Raw genomic sequence first — 16,218 nt, 5'->3', positions numbered from 1 at the left:
TTCTAATTTTGACAGATAGTGCCGAAGTCCTGCTAAGCAACTCAGGCAGTGGAGCGAGATCTCACCCAGCGAGGAGCAGCGATCGCAATGCAACAAGAGCCAACCAGCGCAGACTCCTTGGCAGCAGGATGGCCCGCTGGCAAAGAGCAGGGATGGCGAGCCCAAACTGGCCCGCAAGACACTGCCGAAGACCAGCGACAGATTAATGAAGAACTGCGGCAGTCTCAAGAAGAACAGCGCGAAGCGAATGAGACCAACCGATTAACTGTAGAAGAGTGGCGCAATCAAGCAGAGGTGGTTAGGCAAGCCCGAGAAGCCTTACGCCAAGAAGCGGAACTGGCTCGGAAAACTAATGAAGAACTGCGGCAGACGGCTGAAGAGCTAAGGCAAATGACCGAAGCTTTACGAAAAACATCTGAACAGGCGAGGCAAGCTGCCGAAGTGGCACGCGAAGCAGCAGAAGCAGCTAGACATGCAGCGGAAACAGCCTACCAAGCAGAAGAAAAGGTGCGACAAGCCATGCAAGAGCAGGAGCAGATCTGGGGAGAGATGCAGCAGACGCTGAGTTTGTATGGCCAGGAAGCAGGAGGGGGAATTAGGGAAAGAGGCAGGATAAAGCAGGAGGGATGAAGCAGGAAAGAGGGCCGAGCTAGCGGGTTATCGTTTAGCTGGCTTGGTTGGCTTCTGAATTTCTGGAGCTTTGAAATAAAATTTGACGCAATAAATTAGCGCTTTTCTCAGCCTCATGGGCCCGCTCCTGAAACTGATTTTCGGTGTGAGCATAATTTTGTTGGCGAGCATGAGAGGACATCCGCCGCGCCAAGGCTGCTTTTTCTTCTAAGGCTCGAACTGCGGCCCAGAGAGCTTGTTCTACCATATCGGCTTGCTCTGAGATTAAGCTATCCAGGGAGTAAGCATGCCCCACGTGGCAGCGGAAGCGCACCAAATTATCGTTGCGGATTTCCCAAAGCACACCTCCACACTCCGGGCAAGTGACAGCTGAAGCTCTGTTAGCATTCTCACCCTGCTCTGAAGCAGCTTTATCTGCGGCAACCACCTCCGCTTCTTGTTCGATCTGAGTTTCATCGGGGGGCATAGGTTTCTCTGTCAGAGGGCTAGACACTAACTTAGTTAAAATGGAGGCGATATCGGTAGCAGGCAACACATAATCTATCTCTACATTCGCGATCGCACTACGAGGCATGCTATCGAATACGGCTTCATTTGGGTCTTGAGCGATCGCAATGCCACCTTTGGATTTAATCAGCTCCAAACCTACGGTGCCATCGTCCAAAGCTCCGGATAGCACTACGCCAATGGCACGCGATTGGTAAGCTTTAGCGGCTGAGCGAAATAACAGATCAATGGCAGGTCGGTGGCCGTTCTCACGGGGGCCATGACTCAGAAACATAGAATTTTGCCTGAGTAGCAAATGGTAGCCTGGGGGCGCAACGTAGATGTGCCCTGGCAAAATGCCATCTCCATCTTCGGCATGTTTAGCCCGCAAAGATCCAGAACGGTTGAGAATTTGAGGTAAAACACTCTTACCGTAAGGCGGGAAGTGCACCACTATAAAAACTGCCGCTGAGAGATTTGCAGGTAGTTTTTTGACCAGTCGCACAAGCGCTTCCACCCCACCCGCCGAGGCACCGATCACAATCGCAAACGGTATAGCTAGATCTTTACTACTATCAGCATTGTGGTTAGCAGCCTGAGTCAAAGTAAGTTGAAATGAGGGGGTACTTCGAAAGTATCAAAATATATCTAGAAGCTCGTCCCCCTACAGGCAGCTTTAGCCTAGGCTGAGGCGGCGCGGCAGTTCTACGCGAAAGGTTGAGCCTCGCCCGAGCTGACTCTCGACTGTAATTTTGCCTTGCATTAGTTGCACTAGAGCATTGGTGATCGAGAGGCCCAAACCTGTGCCGTTATGTCGTCGAGCGATCGACTGATCTAATTGGCGAAAAGCTTCAAAAATATGCGCCTGGTTGACGGGATCAATGCCCATGCCCGTATCACTGACGGTAATCACGATTCGCTCTCTCGACAACTCGTGCACTTCTAAATAGACACTGCCACTGTCAGTGAACTTAATTGCGTTGGAAACCAAATTGATTAAAATCTGCCGCAGTCGGCCTGAGTCGTTGACGATCGCAATATTGGGTTGGGCCACATGCAGTTTGAACTTCAGATGCTTTTCCTCAGCTAGAGCAGACATTTCTGCTGCGGTAGCCTGTACCAGTTGAGCTAAATCTAGGACTTCTAGCTTGAGTTTTAAATGGTTTTCTTCAAGCTTGGAGAAGTCCAAGATTTCCTCAATCATGCCCAACAGATGTTTGCCATTTCTAAAAATGCACTCCAGCATGGCTCGTTGCTGTCCCTGTTGCCCTGGGTCAAACTGACGCAAGAGCAAATCGGAAAACCCCAGAATCGCATTCATCGGAGTGCGGAGTTCGTGAGACATCGTCGCCATAAACTGCGATTTTAGGCGATCAGCCTCGACGAGGTGGAGATTTTGCATTTGTAACTGCTGAATTTTTGCTTCAGCTTGCTTGCGGCTGGTAATGTCCCGCACCAGCCACCGTAGGGCGATCGCTTTGCCATCAGAGGGGCAACGAGCTGCTTCCACGGTCAAGGCTGCATCAAAGCGATCGCCCCTCCAGCCCTGCAGCTGTACTTCCCACTCCTGCACCCGGCTAATTTGGGGTAGCTGATTAACCACAGAGCGAAACCCACGCCGAGCCTCTTCTGGGACAAAACTTGCAATCGGCTTACCAACCAGATACATCGGGTCAATATTGAGTAGGCGAGCTGCGGCTTGATTGGCTTCTTGCACAACTCCATAGAGATCAGTCACCAAGTAGCCATCGGGCGCAGACTCAAACAGGTCTAGATAGCGTTGTCGCTCAATTTCTATGACTGCCCGAGCTATCTGAAGTTCTTCATTTTGCTGGCACAACTCCTCCTCGGCCACGCGCAGTTCTTCTAGAGCCAGTTGGAGTTCTGTTAAACACTCGATCAGGATCTCTGGATGCTGCTCGAGTAGGTTCTGAGCCTTATCAACTAGTTTCTCAGCGTGTTGGGTTACTACTTCAAGTCGCTGAGCCAACATGCTCTCGTTGCACTTGGCATTCATGTGATCCTTGGTAAAAAATGGATTTATTTTTAAAGAGAGTTGAGTTTAAAGAACTGGCGGCTAGTAGAGAGAAATACTTATACAAGTGCCATGTAGTTTACTGAAACCACAAGAATTAATCAAGCAAAACGCCAACTAGCTTCTAAATTATTTAATACACCCAATCATAATAAGATCCCGAAATTTGATTTTCAGTCTTAAAGCAGAGACTTTCAAATCATTGGAAATAGAAGGCTTATCTCAAATTTCCTTTGCAAAACATTTAAAGATAACCTGAAAAGCCACGTAAAACATGATTAGAAAACACAAAAAAGGGACAGGTAAAAACCTATCCCTCGTCTTACGATATTACCTACCACGAAAACTTTAAGCTGCTTAAAAAGCTTCAATCAATTCTAAGTGCTGCTTTGTCTATCAGTATAACCAATGACAGCAATTTTATGGCGGTAAACGAGTTCAGCTCCATACCAACCAGAAAGACCTAAGAGCGTTGCGACAATCGTTGAAATAATGATCCCCGTTGGTAAAATTGCACCTGTGGTATTGCCCCAGCGCAATGCAAAGTTAGCGATCGAGAGTAACAGCACTGCCACATTCAAAGACATATGCGCCCAACCTGCTGTGCGCTTGCGAACGCGCTCGATCTTCAGGAAGTCCAGCATCCCGGTGATTGCAGCTACCACACCTGAGACCAAACCAACGGCTAATAACCAAAAAGAAGCTCTAGCCCAAAAAGCATCCTGGGTCAGCCAGTAGGCGAAATCTGTGCCTGCGGCTAAAACCAAAACTGCGATCGGAAAAGTTACGATTAATGGATGCAAAGGATGGCCCGCGATCGCCACAGTACTGACGATGCCATTATCACGATAGTCGCTTTCTTCGCTTTCAATAATAGGTGGAATATTGGGGGTCTGAACCATAATTGGTCTCCTTAGGTTTCAACTACTAATAACTCAAATCTTACTGTTTTTACAATTTAGACATGATCCAACTAGTAAAAACAGCTAAACATCCCATGACTCCAAAATGAAGACGATGCGATGTTTAGCCAAGTTCGGTTATTTAACTCTCTCCGGAGGGAAACTGCTCTACAAGAGCATTGGCTTCTAGCGTTAAGCGGCCCTCTTGCACATTCAGCTGCTTTAACCGCAGGGACATGCCTTCTAACGCAAAATTGCGTAAATCTAATAAAGAGGTTGCTTGCTCTAACAAGGCAGTGGTGAGTTCTGGAGATAAACCTTCCCCTTCCGAGTACTCCACATCTTCTAGAGCAATTCGTTGGCCTCCATCCGCAACCTTAGGAGTGGCCGTAAAAGCAACTTGCTTGCTCTCACCAGAGCTTGCTACTTTCACGTTGGCACTGATGGCAAATTTACCAGCACTCGGCATGCAAAATCCTACTTGCTCAGCATTTACGGTCGTTTGCTGACCATCAATGGTCACGGGCAAGTTTTGCAGTTTCTCTCGAATAAAGTCTGAGTTAAAAGCGCGGTTCATGTCTTCTGCGGTGAGAACGACATGAACATCTGCTTCCGTCGGTCGCTGTAATTCAATTTTGCCAAAAGCAGCACTCAAAGGATTGATAGAAATGCTACCAGTGGTGATCTGCATTTCTTCCATGCGCAGATCTTCCTGCATTACCATCCCTTTGCCGTCGATCGCCACTGAATCCACCTGCCCCTGCATCATCTTCAGGGGGTCAGTGCGGATATCAACATTAATCTCTTCTACTTCATCAAGCTGGCTAGAAATTCCTACTTCTGCCACCTTACTGATGGCTTGTTCTCCGAGATCTGGCATATTAAGTGCTGCTTTAAAAAATTCGAACTGTTCGACCTCACTCTAGGCCATTGTCTTCGGTGCATGTATCTACACCACGACAGAGAGACGAAAGGAGGCATAATCTAACTTACGACCAGACACAGATCCACCGAAGCATAAATTTCTGCCTCATTCAGCAAAATCGTTGCTTCGCTGCCAATCCGACCCATCTCTGGTTCGGGGCCAAGTTCCATCTCTACTAAGTAGGCCCAAGTCTGGGCATAAGGTTGGCAATATTTCACCGTTCCTTGCCCACCCACAAAGTAGACTTGCTGACTAAGGTGAAATCGAGGTTGCGTAACTGCTGAGCCGACTCCTGTATCAGGCAAACCAACCGAGTTAGCGATCGCCTGCTCCCAAGTGCGATCAAACACGGAGCAATTCTGTAAGTACTGCTCCTTCGTATAAGCCCCCACTGGCTTTTGGCCAGAATCCCCTGCGGACTCTTCCGCTCGTCCTGAAATTGAGGAGTGACGACCAGTCATAAACGTCTCCGTTTTTCTATGGTTGAGGTTGGTATTATTCAGCAGCCACACTCAATAGTGATTGTGGGTGATAGGAGTGTGGATGATAGGAGTGTGAGTGATAGGGTGAATATAGGGCGATCGCATATAGCTCGATCAATTTGTCTAAGTTATCTTCAGCACATCAGGCATGAGCTAAAACTTAGTCTTAAGCTGAAATCTTACTGAGCTGGCACTAGTTGTTGCGTTGCTTGCGCCGATGGGACTAAAGTCCAGCCTGCTCGTAACAGTTTTTGGTAAGTCGCCCAGCCCTTAGAGCCACCAGGAATGTTGTAGTCACTAACTGCAAGACCTGGACAAGCAGTATAAGGCTTCCAAGGTTGGCTGGGATGGGTGCGTAAATGCAGTACTTTCTCCCCATCTCCACCTGTGAGGGATAACCAACATATTTGACCTGGCATAAACTTCTCCTTGCAAATTAGCTATGTAGAAGAGAACTACTTACTGAGCGACAACCTGGGCAATTTGCTCCTGACATCCTGTAACGAAAAGGAGCATACTTTGTTTGTAGCCGCAACTGATACTCGGTGTGTTCCTCCAAGAGGTCTGATTAGACCCTTGGGGGTTTATATCTACAGAGATAATTTACTGGAGTGACGAAATTTACATCGCTAAGCAACCTACCTCAAAACCGCCTGAAACAGCCGCCAAACATGAGCTATATATCAAGTCAGCTAATGAAGCTTAGAAGTTTTAGTCGTGCAAAATAATGTAGTGCTTTGGATCTAGAGTGATTTTGCCTTGTTGTTGTAGTTTTCCTAGCAATCGCGTTACCGTGACGCGGGTGGTGCAGCAAGCATTGGCTAAGTCTTCATGGGTTAACCGAACTGGAATCCGTACTCCATTAGACACAGGCTGGCCTATTTCTTGTTTCAACAAAAGCAGAAAACTACCCAAGCGGTCTTGGACCCGTCGCCGTCCTGCTACGGCTAAAAATGCTTCGCTTTGTTGTAGGCGTTGGCTGATGTCAGAGAGCAAAGATTGGGCGAGTTCTGGTTTGGTAGCAATCTCCTGCCAAGTAATCGCTCCTAACTGCACTTCATCTGTAAGCGCTGTTACTTGGTAGACATGAAGCGAGGTTAAGCCAGAGCCAAAAGTCATTGAAGGGCCTGCTATGCCAAGTAGCACTTCTTCACCATTTTCTGAGAAGGTACTTAACTTCACCAATCCTTCTTGAACCTGCCAAATGGCATCTGCCTTACAAGGAATAAGTTCCCCTTTGACGTACTTATGCACGGAGGCATCCCCGACGGAGCCACGACTTTGCCCTGCCAAGAGAGATTTAACAGGATTGCGTTCCGCTGGTAGGCTACGAATCAGCCATTGCAGGCAATAAGGTTCGGCCTCTGGGCTGGGTCCGAGATTGGGCACAACAGAAACAGTGGCTTTGACTGTGACACAGCTATCCTCGCGGGGCTGGAGGGGTAATTCCCAGTCTTGCGATCGCTCCATTGACCGCAATTGCATCATTTTCCGCTGCCACGGGAGCCGCTGTTCTAGGGGAATAAAGCTCAGAAATGGTTTGCCAATAAGAAAACGCTGGGCCACATTGAGTAAGGAAGCCGCTGCTCGATTGGCTTCGCGAACGACGCCGTCTGTTGTAGTGATTAAGTAAGCATCAGGAGCTAGCTCAAACAGTTCTCGGTAGCGATCGCGCTCTTGAACGAGTTGCTGTTGTAGGCCTACCAACTCATTGTTTTGCCGCTGCAACTCTTCAATGGCAACTTGTAATTCCTCTGAAGCCATGCCCACTTCCTTGAAAGCAGTAGGCACTAGCTCTATAGGGATGGCAGGAGAGACATTAGCGGCTTCATAAAGACGACTCAGCCGCCCGTTCATTCCGGTCATGTGGCGCAGCAACTTTTCTAGCGTCACGTTGTTGAGGTCCAAGTCTTTACCGATAGGAGGCGGTTGGGCTGTCATGAAGGCGAATTGAATCAGGACTAGGGCTAAATTACAAAAAAGTGAAACTGTAGGCAAAAGCTACTGCAAAAGTACTTAAATCTACGTTAGTTACCTTAAGAATAGAAGATGAATTATTCAAAAGTTTACGGTGTTGCAATAAGTTGTTTTGCAAAATCTTTAAACATTTAGGTTTTACCGTAAGCTAAGAGGAATTTTGCGTCGCATAAGTTACAAAAAACATTAAATCGGGGGCGATCGCCGAAGCATAGAAAACGCTAAAACCCTTACAAAACATGGCTTGAACAGATGCCTGTATAGGCAGTTACATAGTTACGTTACGTTAAAGTCTACCTAAGGGTGGAAGTAAGGTAAAAGCTAGAATCGCTAGCTTCCTTAGTAGCTTAGATTACTAAAAATTTGATGGTGCAGCTCGGGTAAAACGAGCTTAAAAACTGATATATTAGGTTAGGTTTTGACCTGAGCGAAATCTTTGGCAAAACTTAAATCTAGTAACAAGCATTGATGCAAGCTCATTAATAAATCTTCTAGCTCTTTGGGGATTTGGATATATTTGAGCTACTGGCCTACCTTTAATTTTCCTTCATTTAAATCTTAAAATTTACCAACTGCTCATTTAGCTTCTGTTAGTTCCTAATATCAAATTCAATTGATATGTGAAAGGACCATTTGAGCGCTATAAATCTGACAATGCGCCAATTTCATCAATTATTTAGGACTGGCATATTTAATTTTTTCAGTCTTTTAATTAGATTTAGTAGCTGCCGTAGCTCCACAGGCAAGCTTTTTGTCTCAGCTTCACGTCTCATTCAGCTTTGGCAAGCCCGATGATTCCTCATCGATAGATTTCGTCACAATTCGGTTCGTTCCTGTAAACACCATCCCTGTTACTTGCCACCATGACTCAGCCTAGCCAAACCATCCAAGTGTCACAGCAATTTTCTGATGAGCAGTTACTCGCCATTTGTGAAGCAGCCGATGTCATTGCTTGCCAATGCCCTAGCTACTTAGTTCATTTATTAAAAGAAGTGAAAGAATTTCATCGCTACACGCACGAGTGCATTCAGACCTCGCCTCAGGACGCTTCAACTCATGACTGGCTAAGTGCGCAAGCCGCACAAGTGGAGATGATGCTCTCGCACATTATCTTTGAGCTATTGCAACGTGAGAATCTAATTGACGAGCAAAACAATCTCGACCTTAGCAAAATGGCAGAACGAGCCAGAGCGATCGCTGTACAGCAAACGGTAGGTCGCAACTCTTGTGCCTAGCGGTTGGAACCGTTCGCGCGAGATTGTCGGCTCCACCAAGAAGCAACGCCCAAAAAGAGAAACCAACTTAGTAAATAGAGGCAAGTCAGCATCGCTGCCTCCCTCAAGCCAATAACATTGCTACAGCAGGTAATCCCGCGATCGAAGATGCAATGCAAGTCCAGGCAAAGAAGCTCTCAATATCTTCCTGGTCTAAAGCAACGCCCATCTGAGCCATTGAAAACGGAAATACGGCTAGTAGCAGTACGATGACCAGACCGTATTCTATTCCTGTCATGGTCGCCTCCTATTGATGACTTACATTGGATAATGCAAGTCACAACTCAATCTGCACTCCCTCTACGGTTGAATCGTCTGATGGCCTAGCATCTCTCCTTTAGCTAGGTCTAGCAACTTGTGTTCTTACCCACATAATGCTTTAACAGCAGCCCCTTTCCCTTGATAGAGGGGGAAACAAGATGGCAACGTTAAGTTAAGTAACAACAGTTCCCTCCTGGCTTGAAGTCTTAAGGGCTTGATGTCCGAGGGCAAGTGTAACTCAGTGCTCCGTACTCCTATGAGTCCCTAGTTTCTAATCTGGGGACTTTTTTTGACCAGTTCAAAAATTAAAGGGAAAAATCAAAGGGTGAGAAATTCTTCCGCGCTGGAAGGATGGATACCGATCGCCTGGTCGAAATCCCGTTTGGTTGCTCCCATTCTGATCGCGATCGCCAAGGTTTGAATAATTTCGGCAGCGGCCTCACCCACCATATGCGCTCCTAAGACGCGATCGGAGCGGCTATCTAGGACTAACTTCACCAAGCTTTTTTCCGGTCGCCCCGTCAAGCTGACATATAAGGGTGGAAATCGGCTGGACTCACAACGCACCGCATCCCCAAACTGCTCCCGGGCTTTCGTTTCAGTTAAGCCTACAGATGCCGCCTCTGGACGTGCAAATACGGCTGTCGGCACACAATCATAGTTGACTGGCTGGGGTTGCCCGCCAAATTCAGTTTCCACAAAGGCGATCGCTTCCATCTTGGCAACCGGGGTCAGCGCTAGGCGATTAGTACAATCCCCCACAGCAAAAATATTAGGTTGATGCGTGCGGCTATATTCATTCACCGCGATCGCGCCCTTAGGGTCAGTGGTAATTCCTACTTGTTCTAAACCTAAGTTTTTTGTGTTTGGCGTGCGTCCTACAGCGCACAGTACTGTATCTACCGTCAGCGACTCAGAACAATCGCCTGCAAGTTGCAGACACAACCCTGCGGCTTCCGATGTAATTTCTTTGGCGGTGCTATTGCCGCAAAACTTGATGCCACGATGAATCAATCCTGCTTGCACTTCGTTACGCAGATCTGAGTCAAACCCAGACAAGACTTGCTCAGCATTATCGACTAAGGTGACTTCTGAGCCGAAATTTCGCAGCATGCTGGCAAACTCTACGCCAATGTAGCCACCCCCAATAATGGCAATCTGCTGAGGCAACCGAGACAGTTGAAACATCTCGTCAGAAGTTAGGGCGTGCTCGGCTCCCGGAAAGTTGGGCTTGGTAGGTCTGCCCCCCACCGCAATCAGAATTTTGTCTGCCGTGACTTGGCGATCGCCAACTGCCAACGTGTGGGGGTCTACAAAGGTGGCGCGACCTGTAAGTACCTCTACCCCTGCCTTGGCTAGCGCTTGTTGGTGTGACTGTTGGATGTGTTGCAGTTCTTGCCGGATCGCTTGCATCAGCTTCGACCACTCGAACTGGGGTTGGACTGATTGCCAGCCGTACCCGACCGCATCCTGGAACAACTGCGGAAAATCAGCCGCGTAGACCATTAGCTTTTTGGGCACGCAACCCCGGTTGACGCAGGTTCCTCCCATTGCGCTTTGCTCTGCGATCGCCACCCGCGCTCCATAAGCTGCGGCTCGTTTTGAGGCTGCAAGTCCTGCTGACCCACCGCCCATGATCAACAAGTCATAGTCAAAGCTCATGTACTTTTAGCCTCGCTTTTACCAGCTTCTTTTTGACGACAAACTTTGACAACAAGCTGATCCAGCTTTCAGCTTGCAAATCAATCTCAGCAGTCTAGTGGTAGGCTAACGCGCTCATAGGACGGAAGCAATCTATAAAAAGCTGGATTCGATGCTCCTCATTCCACGCCTGGCTCGGTATAAGCTTGCAGATTCTCAGTGGGGAAGTTGCGGAGAGTGCGAGTGGCCCGGTTGAGTAAAGCGCTAGAGCCGCGCACAACTACTAAATACTTTCCAGCATCGAGGCGATCGCGGTAAGGCAAGGTATCGCCACCCCCAATCAGCAAACCTCCTCCGCCTCCGATCACCGCCCCGCCCATTGCCCCAGAAATGGCACCTAGGACACCACCGATTAGATGGTTACCCAGGCTTCCAGCCCAGCTAAATAATTCGATGCCTGTAATGAAGTTAAAGACATAACCTGCTGCAAACCCAAAGGGAGCCAACCACAGAATCATTAGCATGGCTTGCTTGCGAGCGTCTGCGTTGGGGTCTAACAAGCCGTACTCGTCGGCACTCTGATACCCTTTGCCCAAAATCGCCACTTGATTAGGCTTGAGTCCTTCTTTTTCTAAAGCTGAGTAAGCTGCTTCAGCTTGAATGCGATCGCTCAGTACAGCAACAAGGTAGTTCATAACTTGGTTGAGAATTTCATCACCGGATCTAGTAATAGCAGAACGCAGAGAAGTCAGGAGCCGGAAGTCGGAAGCCAGAGGCGTTCTATTACCCCAGTTCTGGGAAATCTCTCTCAAGAGTATTGATCAAGATCAAAAAACTTTTGGGGGATCAGCAGCGGTGAGACGCTTTAGTTCTACAATGGCCTATTGTGGCAAATCGTCTTTATAGTAAGCCGTTACAACGCTGCCGCTCAATTGCTGCTGACTTGTTCAGTGGGGCAAGTTCTCCCTTTCGCGTTAAATCTGCCTACCATGTCAAAGGTTCTCGTCTCCGATCCCATCGACCAAGTTGGAATTGATATTCTCTCCCAGGTAGCCCAAGTTGATGTCAAAACTGGCTTACCCCCCGAAGAACTGATCCGGATTATCCCGGAGTACGATGCCTTAATGATCCGCTCTGGTACGCGGGTCACGCAAGAAATTATTGAAGCTGGCACGCAACTCAAGATTATTGGTCGCGCTGGCGTTGGTGTAGACAACGTGGATGTGCCTGCTGCCACCCGTCGTGGGATTTTGGTGGTAAACTCGCCCGAAGGCAACACGATCGCAGCGGCAGAGCACACGCTAGCAATGATGCTGTCTCTGTCTCGCTATATTCCTGACGCTAATCAATCGATCAAAAGCGGTCAATGGGACCGTAAGACCTATGTAGGCGTAGAAGTCTACAAGAAAACCTTGGGGATTGTGGGCTTAGGCAAAATTGGGGCGCATGTTGCCACAGTTGCCAGAGCGATGGGCATGAAACTGCTCGCTTACGATCCTTTCGTTTCGACAGAACGGGCAGAACAGCTAGGTTGCCGCCTGGTAGAAATCGATTTGCTACTACGCGAGGCCGACTACATTACGCTGCATTTACCCAAAACGCCAGAAACGACTCACTTGATCAATGCAGAGTCGTTGGCAAAAATGAAGCCCACCGCCCGCATCGTCAACTGTGCCCGTGGCGGCATCATTGATGAAGACGCTTTAGTGGAGGCCGTTAAAACTGGCAAAATTGCGGGTGCAGCCATAGACGTATTCGAAGCTGAGCCTTTGGGAGAATCCTCTCTGCGATCGGCAGGTAAGGATCTGATCTTGACGCCTCACTTGGGTGCTTCGACTGAAGAAGCTCAAGTCAACGTGGCGATCGATGTGGCTGAGCAAATCCGCGATGTGCTTTTAGGTCTACCCGCTCGTTCTGCGGTTAACATCCCCGGTTTGCGCCCAGAAGTTCTAGAGAAACTGCGTCCTTATTTGCAACTAGCTGAAACCTTAGGCAATTTGGTGGCTCAGTTGGCTGGCGGTCGGGTGGAAAGCCTGAATATCCGTTTACAAGGCGAGGTTGCTAGCAGTGATACGCAACCCATTGTGATTGCGGCGCTGAAGGGTTTACTCTCGCATGCGTTGCAAGAGCGGGTCAACTATGTGAACGCCAGCATTGAGGCCAAGGAACGCGGCATTCGGGTGGTGGAAACTCGTGATGCGTCGGTGAAGGACTATACAGGCTCTTTGGTGGTCTCTGCTAAGGGATCGCTCGGTGAGCATTCGGTGACAGGGGCGCTATTGGGCGGTGATGAAATTCGGATTACGAATGTAGACGAGTTTCCAGTCAACGTGCCACCTAACCGTTACATGCTGTTTACGTTGCACCGTGATATGCCAGGGATTATTGGCAAGATTGGCTCTCTCTTGGGCAGCTTCAATGTCAACATCGCGAGTATGCAGGTAGGCCGCAAGATTGTGCGCGGTGATGCGGTGATGGTGCTAAGTATTGATGATCCACTACCAGATGGGATTTTGGCTGAGATCCTGAAGGTGCCGGGGATTCGGGATGCTTACACGGTGACGTTGTAGGTTTCGTTACGCTGTAAAGCGATCGCTTAGACGTTTAGTGATTTAGATGGGGCAGTGGGGATCAATTTTGGTTCTCACTGCCTTTTTTATGTTTGAACCTGAGTAGAATCCGAGCCTTGAGGGCACCTGCCCTCAAACTCCCGCTGAGAGATTTGCGTCCCCCAGACCCCCTCCAGACGAGTCTGGTTATAGGTGTTTCGAGATGGTGGAATTTGAAGTCGGTGATGTGGATGATATCAGTTATAGATCTGAAATATGGCTCTGAAAAATTTGTGGCTGTAGAGATTCTTTCTGCGTCAATCTCGATCTTTTGAGAAGATAGTTGACGGAGATTGTTACAGTTGCTTTGGCGCGTACAATACTTCCGAGTGGATGGGTTGATTGAGCATAACTTTGATCTGGGGCGGCAATCTTGGCAAATAGCTGGTGGGAAATTCAGGTTCTTTGCGATCCGGCGCTGGACGATTTAGCTTTTTGGCGGCTAGAGGATTTTGGCTGTAAAGGTACGTCTAGTGAAATTAGAGGCCATGCTTGTTTGGTGAAGGCGTATTTGCCTCAGGAGCAAGCTCACCTGTTGGATTTGGCAGCGTTGGCTTTGTTGCTGCGTCAAGATGCGCTGGCTGTGGGGATGCCTGTTCCAGCGGTGCAATGGGAAATTATTGATGAGGAGGATTGGTCTAGTAGCTGGAAGCAGCACTGGCAACCGCAGAAGATTGGCGATCGCTTCTTAATCTATCCAGCCTGGCTGCCACTACCGGATGAGGCAACTCTGGAAGATCGTTTGCTTCTACGTCTAGATCCTGGGGTGGCGTTTGGAACAGGGGCGCACCCAACGACTCAGCTTTGCCTGGAAGCATTAGAGATGCGGATGGGGCCAGGGGCGACAGATGTAGTTGTGGCGGATATTGGTTGTGGCTCTGGCATTCTTTCGGTCGGGGCAGTGTTGTTGGGAGCGCGGAAAGCTTACGCGGTTGACATTGATCCGCTAGCGGTTCGCTCGGTTCACGAAAATGTGGAGTTAAATCAGGTTGATCCGGACCGACTGTTGGTTGAAACAGGCAGTCTCGATCGCTTGATTCAAATGACTCAGGGGCCTGTGGATGGCTTTACGTGTAATATTCTGGCTGAGGTCATCTTGGATATGATCCCTGATATGGCGGCTTTGGCTAAAGCGACTACTTGGGGGATTCTCAGCGGTATTTTGCTGGACCAGGTGAAGCCGATCGCCGATACGCTGGAGCAAAATGATTGGATTGTGGCGACGTTGTGGCGGCGGCAGGATTGGTGTTGTCTGAATATTCGTCGTTCTTAGACCTGTATCCTAGTTGACAGGGATTAGGTGAAGTCCTGATGCCAACACCTGCTAAATAGGTGCGATCGCCTCTACTCGTGGCGGTCTAAACTTTGGAAAGGATGCTGCACTGGAGAAGGGGAAATTGTCATGGTAGAAGCACCCACAGCCGATCGGATGAAATGGGCAAATGCCTTGTCAACTCGTTCTTCTTTGGAGGCGGCAATTGAGGAAGTGGTGGAACGAGCACAGGAGCAGTTAGGCGTTGCAGCGAATTTTGGCATTTTGTTCATCTCAGCCGCCTTTGCCAGTGAGTATTCCCGCCTGATGCCTCTCCTGAAGGAACGTTTGTCGGTGCCTACCCTCATCGGCTGTAGTGGGGGTGGCATTATTGGAGTTGATTCCAGTGGAGAGGCTCAAGAAGTGGAGATGGAGCCTGCTCTGAGCTTGAGTCTGGCTTACTTGCCAGAGGTGAAGATTCAGGCTTTTCATGTGACAGCGGAGGAATTGCCGGATCTGGATAGTTCGCCGGATGCTTGGGTAAAAGTGATTGGGGTCTTGCCAGAGGATCAGCCTCATTTCATTCTGTTGGTTGACCCGATGTCTTCTAAGCTCAATGATTTGTTGCAGGGGCTAGATTTTGCTTACCCTGGCTCGATTAAGGTTGGCGGTCTTGCCAGTGCCAATGCGATGGGCGGTAACAACGGTCTGTTTTGCAATTACGAACTCCTACGAGAGGGCATTGTAGGAGTCGCTCTCAGCGGCAAAATTGTGGTGGAAACGATTGTAGCTCAAGGCTGTCGGCCCATTGGCCCTACCTACCGGGTGACGGAAGGGGAGCGCAATATCTTACTAGGGCTCGAAGCTCAAACCGAGGAGGACCTAGGGGCAAGCAATGGTCAAGGCCGTACTCCTCTAACGGTGCTGCAAGAGCTGATCCAAGAGATGAGCGAAGAGGACCGATCGCTGGCACAGCATTCGTTGTTTGTGGGGGTGGCTCGCAATGCCTTTAAGCAAACGCTGGAGCAGGGGGATTTTTTGATCCGGCAGGTGCTGGGGGTTGATCCAAGGGTAGGAGCGATCGCGATCGGCGATCGGGTACGGCCTGGTCAACGGATTCGGTTTCATTTACGCGATGCTGAAGCTTCGGCGGACGATCTCCGCAATTTGCTGGAGCGTTATTGCCAACAAAATTCCGACAGCCCAACTTCTGAGGCGGCTTTAATGTTTTCTTGTTTGGGTCGAGGTGAGGGGCTTTATGGAGAAGCCAATTTCGACTCGCATTTATTCAGCCGCTATTTTGGCAATATACCTTTGAGTGGTTTCTTTTGTAATGGGGAAATTGGGCCGATTGGTGGCAGCACGTTTCTACACGGTTATACGTCTGTGTTTGGGATTTTGCGACAAGGTTAGGGCGGGATTTGTAGTTGAGATGTTTAGTTGATGCTTTGGTTTAACTAAATCCGAGCCTTGGGGGCACTCGCCCCCAAACCCCCGCTGAGGGACGGTTGCGTCCCCCAGACCCCCTCCAAACGAGTTTTGTTGTCAGTGTTTCGAGAGCTTAGACACGTCTATAGCCTACGTTCTCTTTTATTCTCTGGCTTCTACTTCCTCATTCCTGCTCCTTCATCCTTCCTCTCTCCTCCTTTCTCTAATCTCTTCCCTGTTACTCAGATAAGCTATCCCGTTGGTTGGAGGCGATCGCGCTGCTATTTTTTTAATCTACGGATAGGCATTTAATTGC

15 protein-coding genes are annotated in these 16,218 nt (G+C 48.9%); 5 read left to right on the top strand and 10 right to left on the bottom strand.

Translation table 11 applies throughout. The features are described from left to right. Positions 1-48: 48 nt before the first annotated feature. Complete coding sequence (locus H6F72_RS24335) at positions 49-630, top strand: hypothetical protein (RefSeq protein WP_190441813.1); 582 nt, start codon at positions 49-51, stop codon at positions 628-630. 34 nt (positions 631-664) lie between these two features. Here H6F72_RS24335 and H6F72_RS24330 read toward each other — a convergent pair whose 3' ends face one another. From H6F72_RS24330 to H6F72_RS24300, 7 genes are all read right to left on the bottom strand, one after another. Continuing rightward, a complete protein-coding gene (locus H6F72_RS24330; RefSeq protein WP_199299271.1) occupies positions 665-1,720 on the bottom strand; it encodes a chemotaxis protein CheB in 1,056 nt (351 codons plus the stop codon). 72 nt (positions 1,721-1,792) lie between these two features. Next, positions 1,793-3,133, bottom strand: coding sequence for an ATP-binding protein (locus tag H6F72_RS24325; RefSeq protein WP_190441812.1), 1,341 nt, complete (start codon positions 3,131-3,133; stop codon positions 1,793-1,795). A gap of 395 nt (positions 3,134-3,528) precedes the next feature. Beyond that, positions 3,529-4,053 (bottom strand): DUF2231 domain-containing protein, encoded by a 525-nt coding sequence (locus H6F72_RS24320; RefSeq protein ID WP_190441811.1) that lies wholly within the window; start codon positions 4,051-4,053, stop codon positions 3,529-3,531. 142 nt (positions 4,054-4,195) lie between these two features. Beyond that, positions 4,196-4,933 carry a DUF2993 domain-containing protein gene (locus H6F72_RS24315; protein WP_190441809.1) on the bottom strand — a complete coding sequence of 246 codons (738 nt, stop codon included), beginning with the start codon at positions 4,931-4,933 and terminating at the stop codon, positions 4,196-4,198. A 104-nt stretch (positions 4,934-5,037) separates the two neighbouring features. Continuing rightward, the gene (locus H6F72_RS30425; RefSeq protein ID WP_242017103.1) at positions 5,038-5,439 is read right to left on the bottom strand and encodes a hypothetical protein; all 402 of its coding nucleotides are present in this window, start codon (positions 5,437-5,439) and stop codon (positions 5,038-5,040) included. Between the two features lie 200 nt (positions 5,440-5,639). Then, positions 5,640-5,879, bottom strand: coding sequence for a hypothetical protein (locus H6F72_RS24305; protein ID WP_190441807.1), 240 nt, complete (start codon positions 5,877-5,879; stop codon positions 5,640-5,642). Positions 5,880-6,171: 292 nt separating this feature from the next. Next, a complete protein-coding gene (locus H6F72_RS24300; protein ID WP_199299270.1) occupies positions 6,172-7,401 on the bottom strand; it encodes a helix-turn-helix domain-containing protein in 1,230 nt (409 codons plus the stop codon). Positions 7,402-8,300: 899 nt separating this feature from the next. Here H6F72_RS24300 and H6F72_RS24295 point away from each other — a divergent pair. Next, entirely contained in the window at positions 8,301-8,672 is a 372-nt protein-coding gene (locus H6F72_RS24295; protein WP_190441804.1) for a hypothetical protein, read from the top strand. Positions 8,673-8,775: 103 nt separating this feature from the next. On the opposite strand, the gene H6F72_RS24290 is transcribed toward H6F72_RS24295, so the two are convergent. From H6F72_RS24290 to H6F72_RS24280, 3 genes are all read right to left on the bottom strand, one after another. Beyond that, complete coding sequence (locus H6F72_RS24290; RefSeq protein ID WP_190441802.1) at positions 8,776-8,949, bottom strand: hypothetical protein; 174 nt, start codon at positions 8,947-8,949, stop codon at positions 8,776-8,778. Between the two features lie 341 nt (positions 8,950-9,290). Then, the gene (gorA, locus tag H6F72_RS24285) at positions 9,291-10,634 is read right to left on the bottom strand and encodes a glutathione-disulfide reductase (protein WP_190441800.1); all 1,344 of its coding nucleotides are present in this window, start codon (positions 10,632-10,634) and stop codon (positions 9,291-9,293) included. A 158-nt stretch (positions 10,635-10,792) separates the two neighbouring features. Then, positions 10,793-11,308, bottom strand: a complete 516-nt coding sequence (locus H6F72_RS24280; RefSeq protein ID WP_190441798.1) for a hypothetical protein — start codon at positions 11,306-11,308, stop codon at positions 10,793-10,795. A 294-nt stretch (positions 11,309-11,602) separates the two neighbouring features. Between H6F72_RS24280 and serA the strand changes: the two genes are divergently transcribed. From serA to H6F72_RS24265, 3 genes are all read left to right on the top strand, one after another. Then, positions 11,603-13,183, top strand: a complete 1,581-nt coding sequence (gene serA, locus H6F72_RS24275) for a phosphoglycerate dehydrogenase (RefSeq protein ID WP_190441796.1) — start codon at positions 11,603-11,605, stop codon at positions 13,181-13,183. Positions 13,184-13,595: 412 nt separating this feature from the next. Continuing rightward, complete coding sequence (prmA, locus tag H6F72_RS24270; protein ID WP_190441794.1) at positions 13,596-14,495, top strand: 50S ribosomal protein L11 methyltransferase; 900 nt, start codon at positions 13,596-13,598, stop codon at positions 14,493-14,495. Between the two features lie 129 nt (positions 14,496-14,624). Continuing rightward, positions 14,625-15,887, top strand: a complete 1,263-nt coding sequence (locus tag H6F72_RS24265; protein ID WP_348252228.1) for an FIST N-terminal domain-containing protein — start codon at positions 14,625-14,627, stop codon at positions 15,885-15,887. Positions 15,888-16,218: the final 331 nt, after the last annotated feature.

This window comes from Trichocoleus sp. FACHB-46 (genome assembly GCF_014695385.1).
Taxonomy (GTDB): domain Bacteria; phylum Cyanobacteriota; class Cyanobacteriia; order FACHB-46; family FACHB-46; genus Trichocoleus.
Note: the sequence above shows the minus strand (reverse complement) of the source record. Positions and strands in the feature narration are given on the sequence as shown.